The following is a 15,452-nucleotide window of genomic DNA, read 5'->3' as shown; positions in this document are numbered from 1 at the left end:
GGAGAACAACAATGAGTAAGACAGATAAAGATTTTTTTGATATAACTACTGGAGCGTATCAAGGGTTACAAATTGGGGACAGAATTAAGGGATTAGATAATAAAAAATATGAAGTAGTGGAAATTTTAAATAATCCTGATAAAAATGGAGCACAAGGGATTGCTGTTGCGCCTATCGTTAATGGGACCCCTGATATGTCTAATATCACGATTTCTTATAAAGGAACCAATCTTGCTGATATGGATGGTGACCTAAGCGCTGATGTTCAACAAGTCACCATGGGTCAAAAAGATAAATACCAAAATGTACATGTCCCAGGAACAACCATACGTGTTCCCGTTCAAGTCAAAAGTCAATTCGATACGGCATTGGCTTTTGCTGAACAAGTAAAAAAGGATCCACGTTTTAAAAATACAACGTTTGATTACACAGGACATAGTTTAGGTGCTGGTTTAGCCTCTTATGTTGCTGCTGAGTTTGGAGAGTATGCCACAGTCTTTTCTGCCCCAAATATTTATCGATTATTGAGTGAAAAAGCAAAAAAATGGGTTGATGCCGGACATGCCACAGATAAAATTACAAATTACACGCATATGAATGATAGTGTTGGAAATTTTGATCAATTTGGTATGCCTTTAGTTGGAAAGCGAGTCCTCACTAAAAGTAATAAAGAGTTAGAAACGTTTATCATGAGTTTATTAACATTAGGTGGACACCCTACTGATACTTTCATGAATATGTTTAATGGTGATGGAAGTATCATGCGGCTATTTGCCCGGCATTACTTCGGGCGACTGCTGTCCAATACGATGACATGAAGAGTACTGCATTAGGCATCAAAAAAACAATCGAACAATATGAATGGGACGAAGGCGAAGAAGTAATAGCTCTACAAAAAACATATACGAAGTGAATCTAGTGGTGGGGCTTATTCTGAGTTAGAAGATCATGAAATCCAAGATATCTTGAAATCGGTCGCACCTTATTCTAAAGGGGATCAGTACTATGCTCATAACCCAGAAGTCGTTAAAAAATTAAAGGACAAGATGGTATCGATTGGAGACAATCTAGGCGAATTTGCCCATAGTTTACGCATGGCAGCTGTTACAGCAGAAGCAGCAGATGAACAAATAGCAACGGCGTTTTAATTAAGGAGAGAAAAAAATGGATTTATCAGGGATGGATTTTAATGTTGGTGGAGAGTCATATAGTGATGTTATTTTAAGTTTACAGCAAAAAATTACATTTGAATCGAGCTTAAAGAAATCGAATACCGCGACCATTACATTATACAAGATTCAATTAGAACAGTACCAAAAATTGGAGAAAAAAAGACTTCAAAAAATTGCACTGCAAGCAAAATGTGTCAGTATATTTGAACCGCTAAAAGAGGAAGCAGCACAAATGCAAAATAAAATTAGGACGGAGCAGTTTAATCTAAGAAGTAGCGTTGAAACATTCGTTCAAAATGCTCCAGATATGGTCAAAGGACAAGCGGGTACTTCATTTGCTCATGAGGTATCCGTAATGAGAAATAGTGTAATTGAAGCAAGTGGGATGTGTGAGTCTATTACTTGAAAAAATAGTAGAACAATGAAGATTGAGTTTGGATAACATAGCTTGGAATTAGAATAATTGTAAGTATATAAAAATAAATGAGATATAAAAAATGAGAGAAACAGATTTCTGTGCTGCCATAGTGTTATACAACTTTGAAAATGAACTAACAGGAATAGGAGTGGTTTTGTGGATGAGGAAAAAGAACGTCAAAAAGAAGCAATACGCAAGATAGGACAGGAAACCCTTGCGCAACATCAGAAAAACAAGAGAGAAGTAGATGAAAAAGCAAGTAAAAAGTTAGAAAATATCCATGAAATAATGCTGGAAACACAAAAAATGGTAGCGAAGTGGACAGAGCATATGACAGATAAACCCCAACCAAAACGGGATCATCTACACTTGGTTCTTCCAATCGAAAAAGCGGATGAGGATACGGTAAACTTGAACTTGGGAGATTAAATCCAGTTACAAGTATTATTGAAATGTTTGTACTGCCTTAATACAAACAAAAACTTTCCCGAAAAATGCAGATGCACTTGTTAGGAAAGTTAATTTAAAAAATTGAGTTGGTGTTCTCTTTGACTGTTACTTTTTAATATCTTCAGTGTTGTCTTTCAAACCATCAGTTATTTTCGCAGCATTTTGAGCCGCTAACAAATCACGGATTTGTTCTAATAAATCATCCGTTGTAGGACCAGCAACCTCTTCTTCCTCATCTTGTGGTTTCTTTTTCATCTTGTTGACAGCTTTGACGATTAGGAACAAAACAAAAGCAGTAATTAAAAATGTAATAAGTGCACTGATCACATCACCAATATTGAATGCTACGCCTTTAATATGAAAAACGAGTGCTCCTAATGCATCATCAGCGCTTTTATTACCTGTAGTCAATACAAATACTAGACTAACGAGCGGTGTAATCAACCCATTAACGATTTGAGTAACAATTGCAGTAAAAGCAGAACCAATAACGACCCCAACAGCTAAATCAAGGACATTTCCGCGCATAATAAATTCTTTGAATTCTTTAATCATCAGGCTTAACCTCCCTTTCTCAAGTTCAGTATACAGAAAAAATTAAAAAAATTGAAATGAAAAACTCTTACATCCAGGAAAGACAGTTGAGCTGTGCTATAATTAAATGAATATAGAAAATCTTAAAAAAACATTTAAAAACAGCCAGATGATTGTATTTCAGACTGGGCTTTATTATGATGAAAACAAAGAGGAGCTGACAAGATGCCGATCACATTAGCACAAGGAGTTAACTTACATGTTGTTTCAACAGAAAAATATAAAACAGTGCGTATTTTGGTTCGTTTTAATACGCGTTTGAATAAAGAAACAATCACAAAGCGAACACTTTTATCCAGTTTGATGGAAACCAACAGTTTGAACTACCCAGACCAAGTAAAATTAAGTGAAAAATTAGCGGAGTTATACGGTGCTAGTTTTGGGATTCATGTGAATAAAAAAGGAAACTTACATTGGTGGAACCTTTCAATGAACTTAGTCAATGATAAATATCTGAAAAATGGTCATGTCTTGGCGGATGCGGCTGATTTCGTGAAAGAAATTTTATTTTTTCCAAATATTATTGATGGGCAATTTGATAAGGAGACATTCAAACGTGAAAAAGAAAATTTAACAGCCTATTACGAAAGCATTTCAGAAGACAAGCAAGCGTATTCTTCTTTATCTTTACAAAACTTATATTTCAGCCAATCTGACGAGCAAAAAATACCAAGTTTCGGAACTATTGCTGATTTACAAAAAGAAACAGCTGCGAGTATGGCGGCCTATCATCAACAAATGCTACGAGAAGACCAAGTGGATATTTTTGTTCTTGGAGATGTGGATGAAGCGGAAGTAACAGCGCTGTTTAGCAAACTACCATTCGAAGATCGCGCGTCTGGTATTGCAGATATTTTCTATGCTCGACCAGCTAGAAATGTGATCGAAGAACGTTCTGAACAAGAAACATTGGCGCAATCAAAATTGAATTTAGGCTATCATACGGATGTCTATTATGGCGACGAAAACTATTTTGCGTTGCAAATTTTCAACGGTGTATTCGGCGGATTTCCACATTCTAAATTATTCATGAATGTTCGCGAGAAAGAAAATTTAGCTTATTATGCATCTAGTAGTATCGATACATTCCGTGGATTTCTAAGTGTTCAGACAGGAATCGATGGCAAGAACCGCAATCAAGTTTTGCATCTGATTTCAGTAGAATTAGACAACATCCGTCAAGGAAATGTGACAGACTTAGAAATCGAACAAACCAAAGCAATGTTAAAAAATCAATACTTACTTTCTTTAGACAATGTAGGTGCTGTGTTAGAAAATGAATATTTAAATGATTTAATTCCTCACCTTCGTTTAAAAGATGACGAGTGGATTCGCCGAATGGAAGCTGTCACCTTGGCAGACGTTCAGCGTGTTGCCAAATTAGTGCAACTACAAGCCATTTTCTTTTTGGAAGGAGAAAAAGTCGATGAATAAAAAAGAATATCCTCAAATCAATGAAGTTCTCTATACAGAAGTCCTAGATAATGGCTTAACTGTCTATTTACTACCGAAAAAAGAGTACAACAAAACTTATGGTTTGTTTACAACAAATTATGGTTCAATCGATAATGAATTTGTACCACTCGGCGAAACAGACTTTGTAAAAGTACCAGATGGAATCGCTCATTTTCTAGAACATAAGATGTTTGAAAAAGAAGATGGGGATGTGTTTCAACAATTTGGGCGTCAAGGGGCTTCCGCCAATGCATTTACCAGCTTTACAAAAACAAGCTACCTGTTTTCAACAACAGATCAAGTAGAGAAAAACTTAGAAACATTACTAAATTTTGTTCAAGAACCTTATTTTACTAAAGAAACAGTGGATAAAGAAAAAGGGATTATCGGACAAGAAATCCAAATGTATTTGGATGATTCTAACTGGCGCTTATTTTTCGGCACATTAGGCAATCTTTATCCAAAACATCCTCTGCATATTGATATTGCAGGAACCGTGGAAAGTATTGGAGAAATCACAGCAGAAGACTTATATACTTGTTACAATACCTTCTACCACCCAAGCAACATGACATTATTTGTTGTTGGGAAAATGGATCCAGAAGAAATGATGACCTTTATCCGCAACAATCAGTCGGCAAAAACATTTGCGAAAGCTGAGCCAATCAAACGTCATTTTCCAAAAGAAACAGAGGCAGATATTATTAAAGAAAGCTCTCTTTCTATGGCTATCAGTCGTCCTAAAGTGATTGTTGGTTTGAAAGGATTAGATAAAGTTCCAACTAACGGCAAAGAATTGCTTAAATATAAGATAACAGCGAATTTGTTGTTTCAATTGCTATTTGGCAATACATCACAAAATTATTTGAATCTATACAATGAAGGTTTGTTGGATGATAGTTTTGGCTACGAGTTTACTTTAGATCGTAGCTTTCACTTTGCAGATTTTGGTGGAGATAGCGATTATCCAGAACAATTAGCTGAACGCATGGAAGAGATTCTTTTGACTGCAGACGAAAGTTCAGAAGTAACAGAGGAAAACTTATGCTTACTAAAGAAAAAAATGATCGGAAAGTATTTTCAATCGTTAAATTCATTAGAATACATTGCAAACCAATTTTCGCAATCGCTCTATGGTGAAACGACGTTGTTTGATACGCCAGAAGTGATTGAAAGTGTTCAATTAGCTGAAGTGAAAGAATTAGCGCAATCATTTATCAATAAAGCTGGACTAAGTCGCTTTTACATGTATCCTAAAAAGTAATAAGTTTTCGAAGTGACATGTATAAAAAAGTCCGATATTTAGTTAAAACTTTCAAAAATGTTATCCTCATCGGTATTTTTTTGTGTTATCCTTAGAATAGTTGGATGAACAGATAGTTTTAACTATTTGATTAAGGACTCAAGTGATTGAACTATTTTTACTATAAAAAACAAATGGTAAAGTATATAAAAGAGCAGTTAGATAAAGACCTATTCAGAGGTGTTTTATCTTATTTACTAAAAAGCTGTACGATTAAAACCGCCTAAGTGATTTTGGCAAAACTGATAAATTAGAGAGACTGGAGAAGATGGACGAGTGGCCAGCGTAAATATAGGAAAAAAATTAAGAGATGCACGACTGCAGCAAAATATGTCACTAGACGAACTGCAGCAAATTACTAAAACACAAAAACGCTATTTAATTGCAATCGAAGAAAATGATTTTGATTCTATGCCAGGGACTTTTTATGTGCGTGCATTTATTCGTCAGTACGCAAGTGCAGTCGGGTTAGATGGCAATGAGTTAGTTGAGATTTATGATGGTATAGATGAACCAGAAGATATAGAAGATGCGGTTCAATATGAAACATTAGATGAGTCACGGACACGAATGTATGACGAAAACAGCCAAGCTAAGCGTTTTATGCGCAGTTTACCAGCGGTTATTTTTTCTTTGATTGGATTAGCGATTGCAGTCGTTGTTTTTTATATTACATGGCAAGATCGGCAGGCGACACCAATGATCCAGCCGCCAGCCTCTGAAGTTATCAGAGATTCTTCTTCTGAATCAAGCCAATCGCTTGTTTCAAGCACTATAGAGTCGTCAGAATCAAGTTCTACTACTTCTTCCGAACCAAAAGCTACGACAGAAGTGAAATTTGAGAATGAATCTGGAGTGACGGTGAATATGAGTGCGGTCAACGTAGCAAGTCCAGCTAAGCTTGAGTTTAGTGCTGTAACAGGACCTTGTTGGGTTGGTGTTTATATTGCAACAGCGACTAACAATGACAATGGCTACTTCTATCAAGAAACAATTCAACCTGGACAGCCAAAATCTGTTGACATTCCAGCTGGAACGGCACAAGTGGTCATTAGTCTAGGTGCGTCTGAGTATATGGAGTTCAAATTGGATGGTCAAAAAGCTGAGTTCAATCCTAATAATGCAGGAATTGGACCAAGAAATATCAATTTGACGTTAGCATATGCACAAACAGAACAAACAGAACAAATCCAACCGCAATAAGAAAAAATAAATGATTTAATTTGTTCATAATGATGAGCGAGGAAAATTTACGATGGATGACAAACCATAGTAAGTATTTTTCTCGCTCATTTGTTGAGACGACGACGAAATATACCTAAATGATTCTCTTTAGAATAGAAATGTGTCTTTTTTCGTGACACCTTCTGTAAGATAACGTAAAATAGGAATGAAAAGAGAGGGGTAAAAGGCATTGAACTTACCAAATAAATTAACAGTTATCAGAATATTTATGATACCAATTTTTATTGTTGTCGTCAGTATACCAATGGATTGGGGCACGATTACAATAGCTGGAACATCTTTAGCGATTACTCAGTTAGTTGGGGCGATTATTTTTGCCGTTGCAAGTATTACCGATTGGCTAGATGGAAAGATTGCTCGAGCGCGGGGCTTAGTTACCAACTTTGGTAAGTTTGCTGATCCTTTAGCAGATAAAATGCTGGTGATGACAGCTTTTATCGTTTTAGTGGGGCAACAAAAAGCACCTACTTGGGTTGTCGCAATCATTGTTTGTAGAGAATTAGCAGTGACCGGATTACGATTATTACTAGTTGAAGGTGGCGAAGTGATGGCTGCTGCTTGGCCAGGGAAAGTAAAAACAGCAACACAGATGGTTGCGATTATATTATTATTCATCAATAATATTCCTTTTGCTTCTCTAGGCTTCCCATTAGATCAAATCATGTTGTATGTTTGTTTACTGTTCACAATTTATTCTGGAGTAGATTATTTTGTGAAGAATGCAGATGTATTTAAAGGATCAATGTAATGAGTATTAAAAAATCTACCTTTCCTGCTTTATTTTAAGGAAAAAAGGTAGATTTTTTTTATTTTATAAAAAAATTTTTTTGCAAAATATGAGCTACAAAGTCTGATAAATAGCCCTTTTTCTTTTCTTATAAATACATATAAATTTCTATCGCTACTATTTATAAAATAATAGTTTACTTTTTTTGAAATAGCAGGTATAATCTGTGTATCGGGACTATTATTATATAAACAGTAGTGTTCGAACAAAAAAATAATTGGAGGAATTTATAATGAACAAATTTGTAAAAGGTGCAGTAGTTGCTGGTTTAGCTTTATCAATCGGAGGAACAGGATTTGTTGCAACTGCTACTCAAGCGCATGCCAACTCAGCTCAACTTGTAGATAATGCAGCTAAAATCACTGCATTAATCCAAGAAAAACAAGAATTAATCAACAAGAAAAAAGTTAGCCGTGACTGGCAAGAACAAAAAGCATTAGGTATTCGTATCGGTGAAATCGAACGTGAAATCCAAGCGTTAAAAAATAATAGTTCAACAGGTGGTTCAACAGGGAATACAACAACTCCATCAACACCAATTGAAGATAACGCAGCTAAAATCACTGCATTGATTCAAGAAAAACAAGAATTAATCAACAAGAAAAAAGCTAGCCGTGACTGGCAAGAACAAAAAGCATTAGGTATTCGTATCGGCGAAATCGAACGTGAAATCCAAGCGTTAAAAAATAATAGTTCAGTAGGTGGTTCAACAGGGAATACAACAACTCCATCAACACCAGTTGAAGATAACGCAGCTAAAATCACTGCATTGATCCAAGAAAAGCAAGAATTGATTAACAAGAAAAAGATCTCACGCGATAAAAACGAACAAAAAGCTTTAGGTAAACAAATTGATCAAATCGAAAAAGAAATCAAACAACTTAAAAAAAATAAATAATTCTCAATGTTCTTATCTAAATTTATATAAATCTTTTAAAAATTATGACGAATGAACAGCGAGAAAAACTCAGATTCTTCGGCAATTTTCTAAAAACGGCACAATGCGCTATATGCATTGTGCCGTTTTTAGTCGAATTACTTAAGCTTGAGACTTGTTAAACCCAAGGTCCAACTACTACTGCATAGATGCTCAAAACAGTTCCTATAAGAAGAAATAGGGCGCCTAGAGCTAATAGAAAGTTGTTTTTTTTAAATTTACTAGTTTCTGAGGGTTCTTTTATTAATAGCTTTGATAAAGCGATTAATAATAAACCTAAAATAATCAGCAAACCATTGACAAAAAATGTAGATAAGGCACTTTTTTTCTTACCTTTTTTCGTAGCAACAGAATTTTGTAGTGCTTTTAATTTTGTTGCATATTTAAAGTTACCATTAGGCGCTTTGATGGTGGGTGAAACTTGAGTAAGGCCATTTTCCATTATTACTTTATCAGCAGCTAGTTTAAATGAAGGCTGAGTATTTTGCTGAATCACACCATAAAAATCTTGCTCTAAAATAATTTTTTCTTGGCTGATAGTGTTGTCTCCTTTAGAGAGTAGTTTTTTATACTCATAAGTTGCGAAAGCTCGGTCAAAAATTGCGTTACCAAAAGTGTGCCGTTGCAGCTCGCCTTCTTGATCTTCCCAATTTCCCACACCTAGAATGACTTCAATTAAGCGAGTATCTCCTCGTTTTGCAGTTGCAGCATAATTAAAACCACCAGTGGGGCTGGAGCCAGTTTTCAGCCCATCTGTACCTTCATAACCATAAGCTAGACCAGGTAAAGAATAGTTATGATTTTCCAAAACTTCAGCATAAGGAGTATTTTCCATAATCGTGATTTGAGTTGGACTGGTGTAGACTATAGTATCTGGATAATTTTTTAATAAATGATAGGACAAAATAGCTAAATCTCTAGCAGTACTCACGTTATCGGCACTTTGATCGATTCCTTCTGGTTTGTAATACCCGTTAAATGAACCTGTTTCAGCACCACTGCAATTATAAAAGGTTGAATTGGTCATACCAAGTTCTTTTGCTTTATCGTTCATCATATGAATAAATTCTGCTTCATCATTTGCAGTCACTAAATTTGCTAGCATCACAGTCGCAACGTTTGACGATTGAACAAGGGTTGCGTACAACAGATCCCGAACCGGATAATCAACGCCAGAAACAATCGAATTATTACTTAATTCATAGATTTGAGAAATAGCTTGGTCTTTTTCTGTCGCTTTAACGGTTGTATCCAAAGTGAATTTTCCTTGCGCCATTGCTTCAAACACTAGATAAGCAGACATTAATTTAGCAATACTTGCAGGATTCCATTTCAAATCAGGATTATCTTCCCAAAGAACTTGCCCGGTATGAGCTTCGATGACGATTGAGGCTTTAGGTTTATAAAATTCATTTGTTTGATAGCCGGCATTTTGGGTGATCGTCAGAATGTCCTCTTCAGCTTGGGCATTCATGACTTTAAAGATACCAGAAAAATAACCTATAACCAATATTAACGAGCAGATTTTCAGTAAAACAGTTCTTTTCTTCATATAAACATCTAAACATCCTTTGTAATTAATCAGGTTTTTCTAATAAATATAGTCATTATCAAAAGGGGAAAACCAGTTTCTCCTTGAGTTCTTAGTTTGAATCTTTCAAAAATTAGGTTATTCAAAGTTTTCTTTATAGCTACTTTCTTGTTTTCAGAAAGCTAGTCAGTGTATTCTAACAGATTTACTTGTTAGTTGTCAGAAAATAGTCTTCTATTTAGAAAAATATAAATAGAAGCGAAATGATCATCTTCTATTAAACTATCGTTTTTTGATAAAGTCAACGCTAAATCAAAAGCTGTTTTTAAGTGCAGGAGTGTTCTCTATTACTACATTCAAGTTTGTTTGGTGATTGTGCTAATCAAAATAATCTACTTGTGATCGATACCGAATTATGTGTTTTTTCACAAAAAGTTTAACATGTTTATTTTACGTGAAAAGAGAAAAGAAATGTATGTTTTTTGTATATTTTTAATAAAAAGTAATTTTTGAGGAATTTTGGTATACTTTAATAGATAGGGGTGTTTGTGATGAGAAGTGAACAAATGGTAGCCTCAGAATGGCCAAATTTTTCTAAGAAACTATCTAAAAGTACTCAGTTATTGCCTTTTTATGATACGCATACCTTGGCGAGACAATTATTCAGCCGAAAAGTGCGAGAGAATACCGGAGTAGCTCATGTGATTTACAAAGGAAAGACACCTTATTTGTTTATGACAGTTGAGGCGGAGAGAGTGACAAATTTGTTGGTAGCGGAAGCAGCTAAAATAAGTTGGTCTGCTGTCTTCTTAGCTGTAGAACGATTTTTTAAGCAAACATTTCAACCTAAGATTGTTTTTCATTTTCCGCAATCGCTTAGTCTTCATTTACAAGAAGTCTTTTTTAACTATGGATATCTAGTGAAAGAAAATAGCTTAGCTGTCAAAGAACTGACGTATCACACTAGTTTGGTTTTAGGTGGTGGCGGGGCAAGAGGGGCTTACCAAATCGGTGTTTGGCAAGCGCTAAAAGAATTAGAGATTCCGATCAAAGTCATTACAGGTACATCAGTAGGGGCGTTAAATGGTGCATTAATTTTGCAAGATGATTTTGAAGCTGCCAGAAATATGTGGGGAAAAATCGATACGCAAAAAATCCTTGCTTTTCCATCAGCAGTCATAGCAAGTGATACTTTAGGAGGAATGATGAGTCAAATTGGTTCTTTCACATTAAATGCGATCCAATCAAAAGGTGTTTCTACAAAACCGCTACAACAATTGATCCAGGATACGTTTTCACAAGAAAAAATGCAGCAAATCACCACAGATTTTCATTTAGTAACCACAGAGCTACCGAATATGCAAGAAAAAACTATTCATTTTAACGCATGTGAAAGCGATCGTTGGCAAAGTTGGTTGCTTGCTTCAGCCTCTTTTTTCCCAGCAATGGCTGCAACGAAAATTGTGAATAAATATTATGTAGATGGCGGTTATCGAAACAATATTCCAGTCGATATTGCATTGGAAAATGGCGCAACTGAGTGCATTATCGTGGATGTGAAAGGTCCAGGAATTACAAAATCGGTGAAAATTCCAACAACAATAAGTTGTCTCACTTTAAAAACACCATGGTCAATGGGGGCGGTTCTTTTATTTGATGGGGCTCGTTCAATACAAAACATCAAGTTAGGCTATTTAGAAACGATGAGAACGATTAGCAGAAAATATAGTGGTTATTGGTATACTGTTGCTGAGACGTTAAATAGTATAGAGGCATTTCAACAGGACTTTTTAATCTTTATCGAAGAGACCTATCAAATAAAATTATGGGATTCTTTAGATAAACAAAATAAAATCTGTAAAAAATTGCGTAAAGTTTATAAAGACAGGGTGTATAGTGAAAATATTGGGTTGGTTTTAGTCGAGTTATTAGCAAAGAGTCAGGAAATCTCTGCTTCTAAGCTATATACGATCCAAGAATTAGTAGGTCTTTTGCAACAAAGTGGACAAGTGAAAGTCGAGTCAGTGAATACGTTGGGAATGATATCTGTCCAAGAATGGCTGAAAAAATATTATGAAGATTACTTTTTACTTTCCGATAAACAACAGTTATTATTAATGAGTAATTTGCTGGATGCAGATGAAAAAGAAAAAAAACAACGCTTAACTTTTTTACTGGATAAATTACCAGTTCAAGCGTTACAAATTTTAATGAAAGAATTTATATTACAAGGAGTGGATGAATAGTGAAACAAGAATTTTCATATGAAATAGTAGAAGAAATCGCAGTATTATCAGAAAACACCCAAGGTTGGCGCAAAGAGTTCAATTTAGTTAGCTGGAATGGACGTCCGCCGAAATTTGATTTAAGAGATTGGTCTGCTGATCATGAAAAAATGGGTAAAGGGATCACATTAACTAACGAGGAATTTGAGATCTTATCTAAAGCAATAAAATTCATGTAGAAAGGACACCCTGTCAATGAAAAGTATGACTGGTTTTGGAAAAGAAACATTTTTAAATGATACGTATCAGATTGATGTCGAGATCAAAAGTGTCAATCAGCGCTTTTTAGATATTCAATTACGAATGCCCAAAGAAGTCAATCCTTATGAAATGGCTATTCGCCAATTGGTGAAAGAGACATTGCAGCGAGGGCGGATCGAAGCTTATATTAATATTAAACAAACTGGTAGTGGCAACAAAGAAGTGTTGGTCCATTGGAATCTCATTCATCAATTGTTAGGAGAAATTCAACAAGAAGTAACGGCTAATTATCCCCAAGCTGAATTTAATCTTGTGCAAAACATTAATCAACTACTTAATAATTCTGATTATGTTGAGGTTACAGAAAAACAGGAAGCAGATGAAACGTTTGGGTTGTTAGTGATAGATTGTGTGAAAAAAGCAGTTGAACGAATTGACGCAAGTCGCTTACAAGAGGGACAAAAAATTCAGCAAGTCTTGTCCACGTATTGTCAAGATCTTATTGCTTTGGTGAATGAGTTAAATGGCTTTGTGGTTATCTATGAAAAGGATTATCGTGCAAAGTTTGAAGCGAAATTAAATGATTGGTTAGGGAGTCAAGTGGATGAAACACGTTTGTTGACGGAGCTTGCGATCTTACTTGAAAAAGGCGATATCCATGAAGAATTAGATCGCCTAGTGATGCATATGGATAAGTTGCAGGAATTATTAATCCAGCCAGCACCCGTTGGCCGGGAATTAGATTTTTTGATCCAAGAGATGAATCGTGAAGTCAATACAATTGGATCTAAATCCAGTCCGATAGAGATTAAAAACATCGTAGTTCAGATGAAAACTATTCTCGAAAAAATCCGCGAACAGATACAAAATGTTGAATAATAGAAAATAGTTTGTGATTTTATTTTTTAAAGCTATAATGAATAGAATAAATCAAAGAGGTGAATAATTATGTCAAAATATTATGATGTAACGTTCCATGAATTAAGCGGGAAATCCGTGGTGAAGAGAGAAGTCATTTCGGATAAAGAGCCGTTTGATGTTTGGGAAGATGCGTGTGCTTCATTTACAGAGGATGCTTTAAATATTTATGTGAATGAAGATGCATTTGTGACATTAAACCGTCGTTTCGTTGTCCGTGTAGATGCTGAAGAAGTGGATGGACCTGTAGATAAAAAAATCAAACGTCATGATGAAATTATGGGTGTTGTGAATACTTTATCGAATATGGGATTTTAAAAGAATGGGTAATTAAATGAGGATGTACAGAACCGTTTATTCGGATTTCTTGAGGCTTGGATGTGACTCGTAGAGTCAAGTCCAAGCCTCTCTATTCTTTATAAAAAGATAGATATGCCGATTGCTGAAAGAATAAAAAGAATTCCTAAAATAAATAACAAACGGCTCATCGGCGTTGGCAGTTTTCGATTTCCACGTCTGATTCCAGCAACTCGTTTTTTAAACAGTCTAGAAAAAATAAGTAGCAATAATCCGAAAATAGCTAAAATACCAGTGGTTAAATAATTATGTTCCTCTTTTTTTATGGACGAAGTCTGGGCAGAGTTCTTTTTTTCTGATTTGGTAGCCTGATCATTATTAGTTTTCGAGTTTAATTCTTCATATTGAACACTTTGAACAGGGATTTTTGGTGATACTTGACCATATTTATTATTTAAAGATACTTGACCATCTGCTAATGTGAAACTAGGGTCAGTATGCTTTTTGACAAGGCCGTAAAAGTCTTCTTCTAGGGTGATTTCTTTTTGGTTGATCTTATTTTGGCCTTTAGAAAGCAATTTTTTATATTCGTAAGTAGAAAAGGCGTGGTCTAAAATCGCATTTCCAGCAAGATGTCGTTCATATTCACCTTCTTGATCTGACCAATCACCGACACCTAAGACAACTTCAATTAGACGAGTATCACCTTTTTTAGCAGTTGCGATGTAATTAAAGCCTCCTGTTGGACTGGAACCAGTTTTTAATCCATCGACCCCGTCATAACCATATTGTGCGCCAGGTAATGAGTAATTGTAGGTTTCAAAAGTTTCTGCATAAGGTGTATTTTCCATAGTCGTAACGACTGGTTTACTGGTGAACTCTAATACATCAGGATATTTCTTGATTAGATTATACGTTAAAATTGCCAAGTCTCTAGCCGTAGATTTGTTATCACCATCTGGATCGATGCCCTCTGCTTGGTACAACCCGTCGAAAGCACTGATTTGCGCTCCACTACAGTTAAAGTAAGTTGTATTTGTCATGCCTAATTCAGCTGCTTTTTCATTCATCTTACGAATGAATCCTGTTTCATCATCGTCAGAAACTAAATTTGCTAGCATTAATGTGGCAACATTTGAAGAGGGAACAGCGATCATTGAAAATAGTTCACGAACAGGATAATCGACACCTAGGACAATAGTATTATTGCTTAACGCATAGATTTGAGAGATCGCTAGATATTTTTCAGTTGCGGTGACAGTAGTGTCTAAATTGAATTTCCCTTGTTCTATCGCTTCTAAGGCTAGATACATAGTCATAACTTTAGCGATACTTGCTGGACTCCAAGAGAGGTCTGGTTGTTCTTCCCACAAGATCTGTCCTGAATCAGCATCAATAACGATTGAGGCTTTCGGGAGGTATCCTTCTTTTATAGGATATCCTGAATTTTTTGCAAATTCCATTAAGTCTTCTTCTGCATAACTTGTTTTTGCAAAACTTCCAAGTAAGATACAAACCGTAAGTAAGAAGACTGTTGTGATTTTCCAAAATCTTTTTTTAATAAACATAGAGTTAAATCCCTTCATTTTTTAATCTATTAATTTCCAGAGTTTAGTAGGTTGCCGTAGTACAAAAATACGTAATATCTTTATTTTACTTCAAAAATAGACGAAGTGTATACTTTTTTTGCAAATGTTTTCGTAAAATAGAGGGAATAATTTTGATAGTTAGCAGATAATAAGATAGAATGACATTGTAAGACCATTAGGTAAAATGCTAAAGTTAAAACGAATAGGTTTTTTTCTTAGAAGTAAAATATGTTGCAACAGACAAAATCATTTTATGAACTATCTGAATTG

The 15,452-nt window shown here is 35.2% G+C and carries 16 protein-coding genes; 13 read left to right on the top strand and 3 right to left on the bottom strand.

Annotated features, from left to right (window positions below):
- The first annotated feature begins 11 nt into the window (after positions 1–11).
- From AC4BBR_RS15700 to AC4BBR_RS15685, 4 genes are all read left to right on the top strand, one after another.
- The gene (locus AC4BBR_RS15700) at positions 12–818 is read left to right on the top strand and encodes a Tle-like phospholipase domain-containing protein (RefSeq protein WP_490460407.1); all 807 of its coding nucleotides are present in this window, start codon (positions 12–14) and stop codon (positions 816–818) included.
- A gap of 147 nt (positions 819–965) precedes the next feature.
- Positions 966–1,148 carry a hypothetical protein gene (locus AC4BBR_RS15695; RefSeq protein ID WP_490460406.1) on the top strand — a complete coding sequence of 61 codons (183 nt, stop codon included), beginning with the start codon at positions 966–968 and terminating at the stop codon, positions 1,146–1,148.
- A gap of 16 nt (positions 1,149–1,164) precedes the next feature.
- A complete protein-coding gene (locus AC4BBR_RS15690; protein ID WP_490460405.1) occupies positions 1,165–1,578 on the top strand; it encodes a hypothetical protein in 414 nt (137 codons plus the stop codon).
- A 168-nt stretch (positions 1,579–1,746) separates the two neighbouring features.
- Positions 1,747–2,019: a hypothetical protein gene (locus AC4BBR_RS15685; RefSeq protein WP_490460404.1), complete on the top strand. Its 273-nt coding sequence runs from the start codon at positions 1,747–1,749 to the stop codon at positions 2,017–2,019.
- Between the two features lie 126 nt (positions 2,020–2,145).
- Here AC4BBR_RS15685 and mscL read toward each other — a convergent pair whose 3' ends face one another.
- Positions 2,146–2,595, bottom strand: coding sequence for a large conductance mechanosensitive channel protein MscL (mscL, locus tag AC4BBR_RS15680; RefSeq protein WP_490460403.1), 450 nt, complete (start codon positions 2,593–2,595; stop codon positions 2,146–2,148).
- 204 nt (positions 2,596–2,799) lie between these two features.
- On the opposite strand from mscL, the gene yfmF reads away from it, so the two are divergent.
- The 5 genes from yfmF (at position 2,800) to AC4BBR_RS15655 (ending at position 8,322) form a co-directional block, all read left to right on the top strand.
- Positions 2,800–4,068 (top strand): EF-P 5-aminopentanol modification-associated protein YfmF, encoded by a 1,269-nt coding sequence (gene yfmF / locus AC4BBR_RS15675; protein WP_490460402.1) that lies wholly within the window; start codon positions 2,800–2,802, stop codon positions 4,066–4,068.
- Positions 4,061–5,353: an EF-P 5-aminopentanol modification-associated protein YfmH gene (yfmH, locus tag AC4BBR_RS15670; protein WP_490460401.1), complete on the top strand. Its 1,293-nt coding sequence runs from the start codon at positions 4,061–4,063 to the stop codon at positions 5,351–5,353. The genes yfmF and yfmH overlap by 8 nt, the downstream gene beginning before the upstream one ends.
- Positions 5,354–5,668: 315 nt before the next feature.
- A complete protein-coding gene (locus AC4BBR_RS15665; RefSeq protein ID WP_490460400.1) occupies positions 5,669–6,595 on the top strand; it encodes a helix-turn-helix domain-containing protein in 927 nt (308 codons plus the stop codon).
- Positions 6,596–6,806: 211 nt separating this feature from the next.
- Positions 6,807–7,385 (top strand): CDP-diacylglycerol--glycerol-3-phosphate 3-phosphatidyltransferase, encoded by a 579-nt coding sequence (gene pgsA, locus AC4BBR_RS15660; protein ID WP_490460399.1) that lies wholly within the window; start codon positions 6,807–6,809, stop codon positions 7,383–7,385.
- 271 nt (positions 7,386–7,656) lie between these two features.
- Entirely contained in the window at positions 7,657–8,322 is a 666-nt protein-coding gene (locus AC4BBR_RS15655; protein ID WP_490460398.1) for a hypothetical protein, read from the top strand.
- Between the two features lie 157 nt (positions 8,323–8,479).
- Here AC4BBR_RS15655 and AC4BBR_RS15650 read toward each other — a convergent pair whose 3' ends face one another.
- The gene (locus AC4BBR_RS15650; RefSeq protein WP_490460397.1) at positions 8,480–9,913 is read right to left on the bottom strand and encodes a DUF1958 domain-containing protein; all 1,434 of its coding nucleotides are present in this window, start codon (positions 9,911–9,913) and stop codon (positions 8,480–8,482) included.
- Positions 9,914–10,443: 530 nt separating this feature from the next.
- Between AC4BBR_RS15650 and AC4BBR_RS15645 the strand changes: the two genes are divergently transcribed.
- The 4 genes from AC4BBR_RS15645 (at position 10,444) to AC4BBR_RS15630 (ending at position 13,614) form a co-directional block, all read left to right on the top strand.
- Positions 10,444–12,138, top strand: coding sequence for a patatin-like phospholipase family protein (locus tag AC4BBR_RS15645; RefSeq protein ID WP_490460396.1), 1,695 nt, complete (start codon positions 10,444–10,446; stop codon positions 12,136–12,138).
- Positions 12,138–12,356 (top strand): YdbC family protein, encoded by a 219-nt coding sequence (locus AC4BBR_RS15640; protein WP_490460395.1) that lies wholly within the window; start codon positions 12,138–12,140, stop codon positions 12,354–12,356. The genes AC4BBR_RS15645 and AC4BBR_RS15640 overlap by 1 nt, the downstream gene beginning before the upstream one ends.
- Positions 12,357–12,372: 16 nt before the next feature.
- On the top strand, positions 12,373–13,257 hold the full coding sequence (locus tag AC4BBR_RS15635) for a YicC/YloC family endoribonuclease (protein ID WP_490460394.1): 885 nt from the start codon (positions 12,373–12,375) through the stop codon (positions 13,255–13,257).
- A gap of 69 nt (positions 13,258–13,326) precedes the next feature.
- Positions 13,327–13,614: a hypothetical protein gene (locus tag AC4BBR_RS15630; protein WP_490460393.1), complete on the top strand. Its 288-nt coding sequence runs from the start codon at positions 13,327–13,329 to the stop codon at positions 13,612–13,614.
- Positions 13,615–13,712: 98 nt separating this feature from the next.
- On the opposite strand, the gene AC4BBR_RS15625 is transcribed toward AC4BBR_RS15630, so the two are convergent.
- Positions 13,713–15,161, bottom strand: coding sequence for a DUF1958 domain-containing protein (locus tag AC4BBR_RS15625; RefSeq protein WP_490460392.1), 1,449 nt, complete (start codon positions 15,159–15,161; stop codon positions 13,713–13,715).
- Positions 15,162–15,452 lie beyond the last annotated feature (291 nt).

Source organism: Enterococcus sp. AMC1251 (assembly GCF_058216535.1).
Note: the sequence above shows the minus strand (reverse complement) of the source record. Positions and strands in the feature narration are given on the sequence as shown.

Coding starts and splice junctions, on each gene's coding strand:
- AC4BBR_RS15700 (WP_490460407.1), top strand. CDS start 12: ATGAGTAAGACAGATAAAGATTTTTTTGATATAACTACTGGAGCGTAT.
- AC4BBR_RS15690 (WP_490460405.1), top strand. CDS start 1,165: ATGGATTTATCAGGGATGGATTTTAATGTTGGTGGAGAGTCATATAGT.
- mscL (WP_490460403.1), bottom strand. CDS start 2,595: ATGATTAAAGAATTCAAAGAATTTATTATGCGCGGAAATGTCCTTGAT.
- yfmF (WP_490460402.1), top strand. CDS start 2,800: ATGCCGATCACATTAGCACAAGGAGTTAACTTACATGTTGTTTCAACA.
- yfmH (WP_490460401.1), top strand. CDS start 4,061: ATGAATAAAAAAGAATATCCTCAAATCAATGAAGTTCTCTATACAGAA.
- AC4BBR_RS15655 (WP_490460398.1), top strand. CDS start 7,657: ATGAACAAATTTGTAAAAGGTGCAGTAGTTGCTGGTTTAGCTTTATCA.
- AC4BBR_RS15650 (WP_490460397.1), bottom strand. CDS start 9,913: ATGAAGAAAAGAACTGTTTTACTGAAAATCTGCTCGTTAATATTGGTT.
- AC4BBR_RS15645 (WP_490460396.1), top strand. CDS start 10,444: ATGAGAAGTGAACAAATGGTAGCCTCAGAATGGCCAAATTTTTCTAAG.
- AC4BBR_RS15635 (WP_490460394.1), top strand. CDS start 12,373: ATGAAAAGTATGACTGGTTTTGGAAAAGAAACATTTTTAAATGATACG.
- AC4BBR_RS15630 (WP_490460393.1), top strand. CDS start 13,327: ATGTCAAAATATTATGATGTAACGTTCCATGAATTAAGCGGGAAATCC.
- AC4BBR_RS15625 (WP_490460392.1), bottom strand. CDS start 15,161: ATGTTTATTAAAAAAAGATTTTGGAAAATCACAACAGTCTTCTTACTT.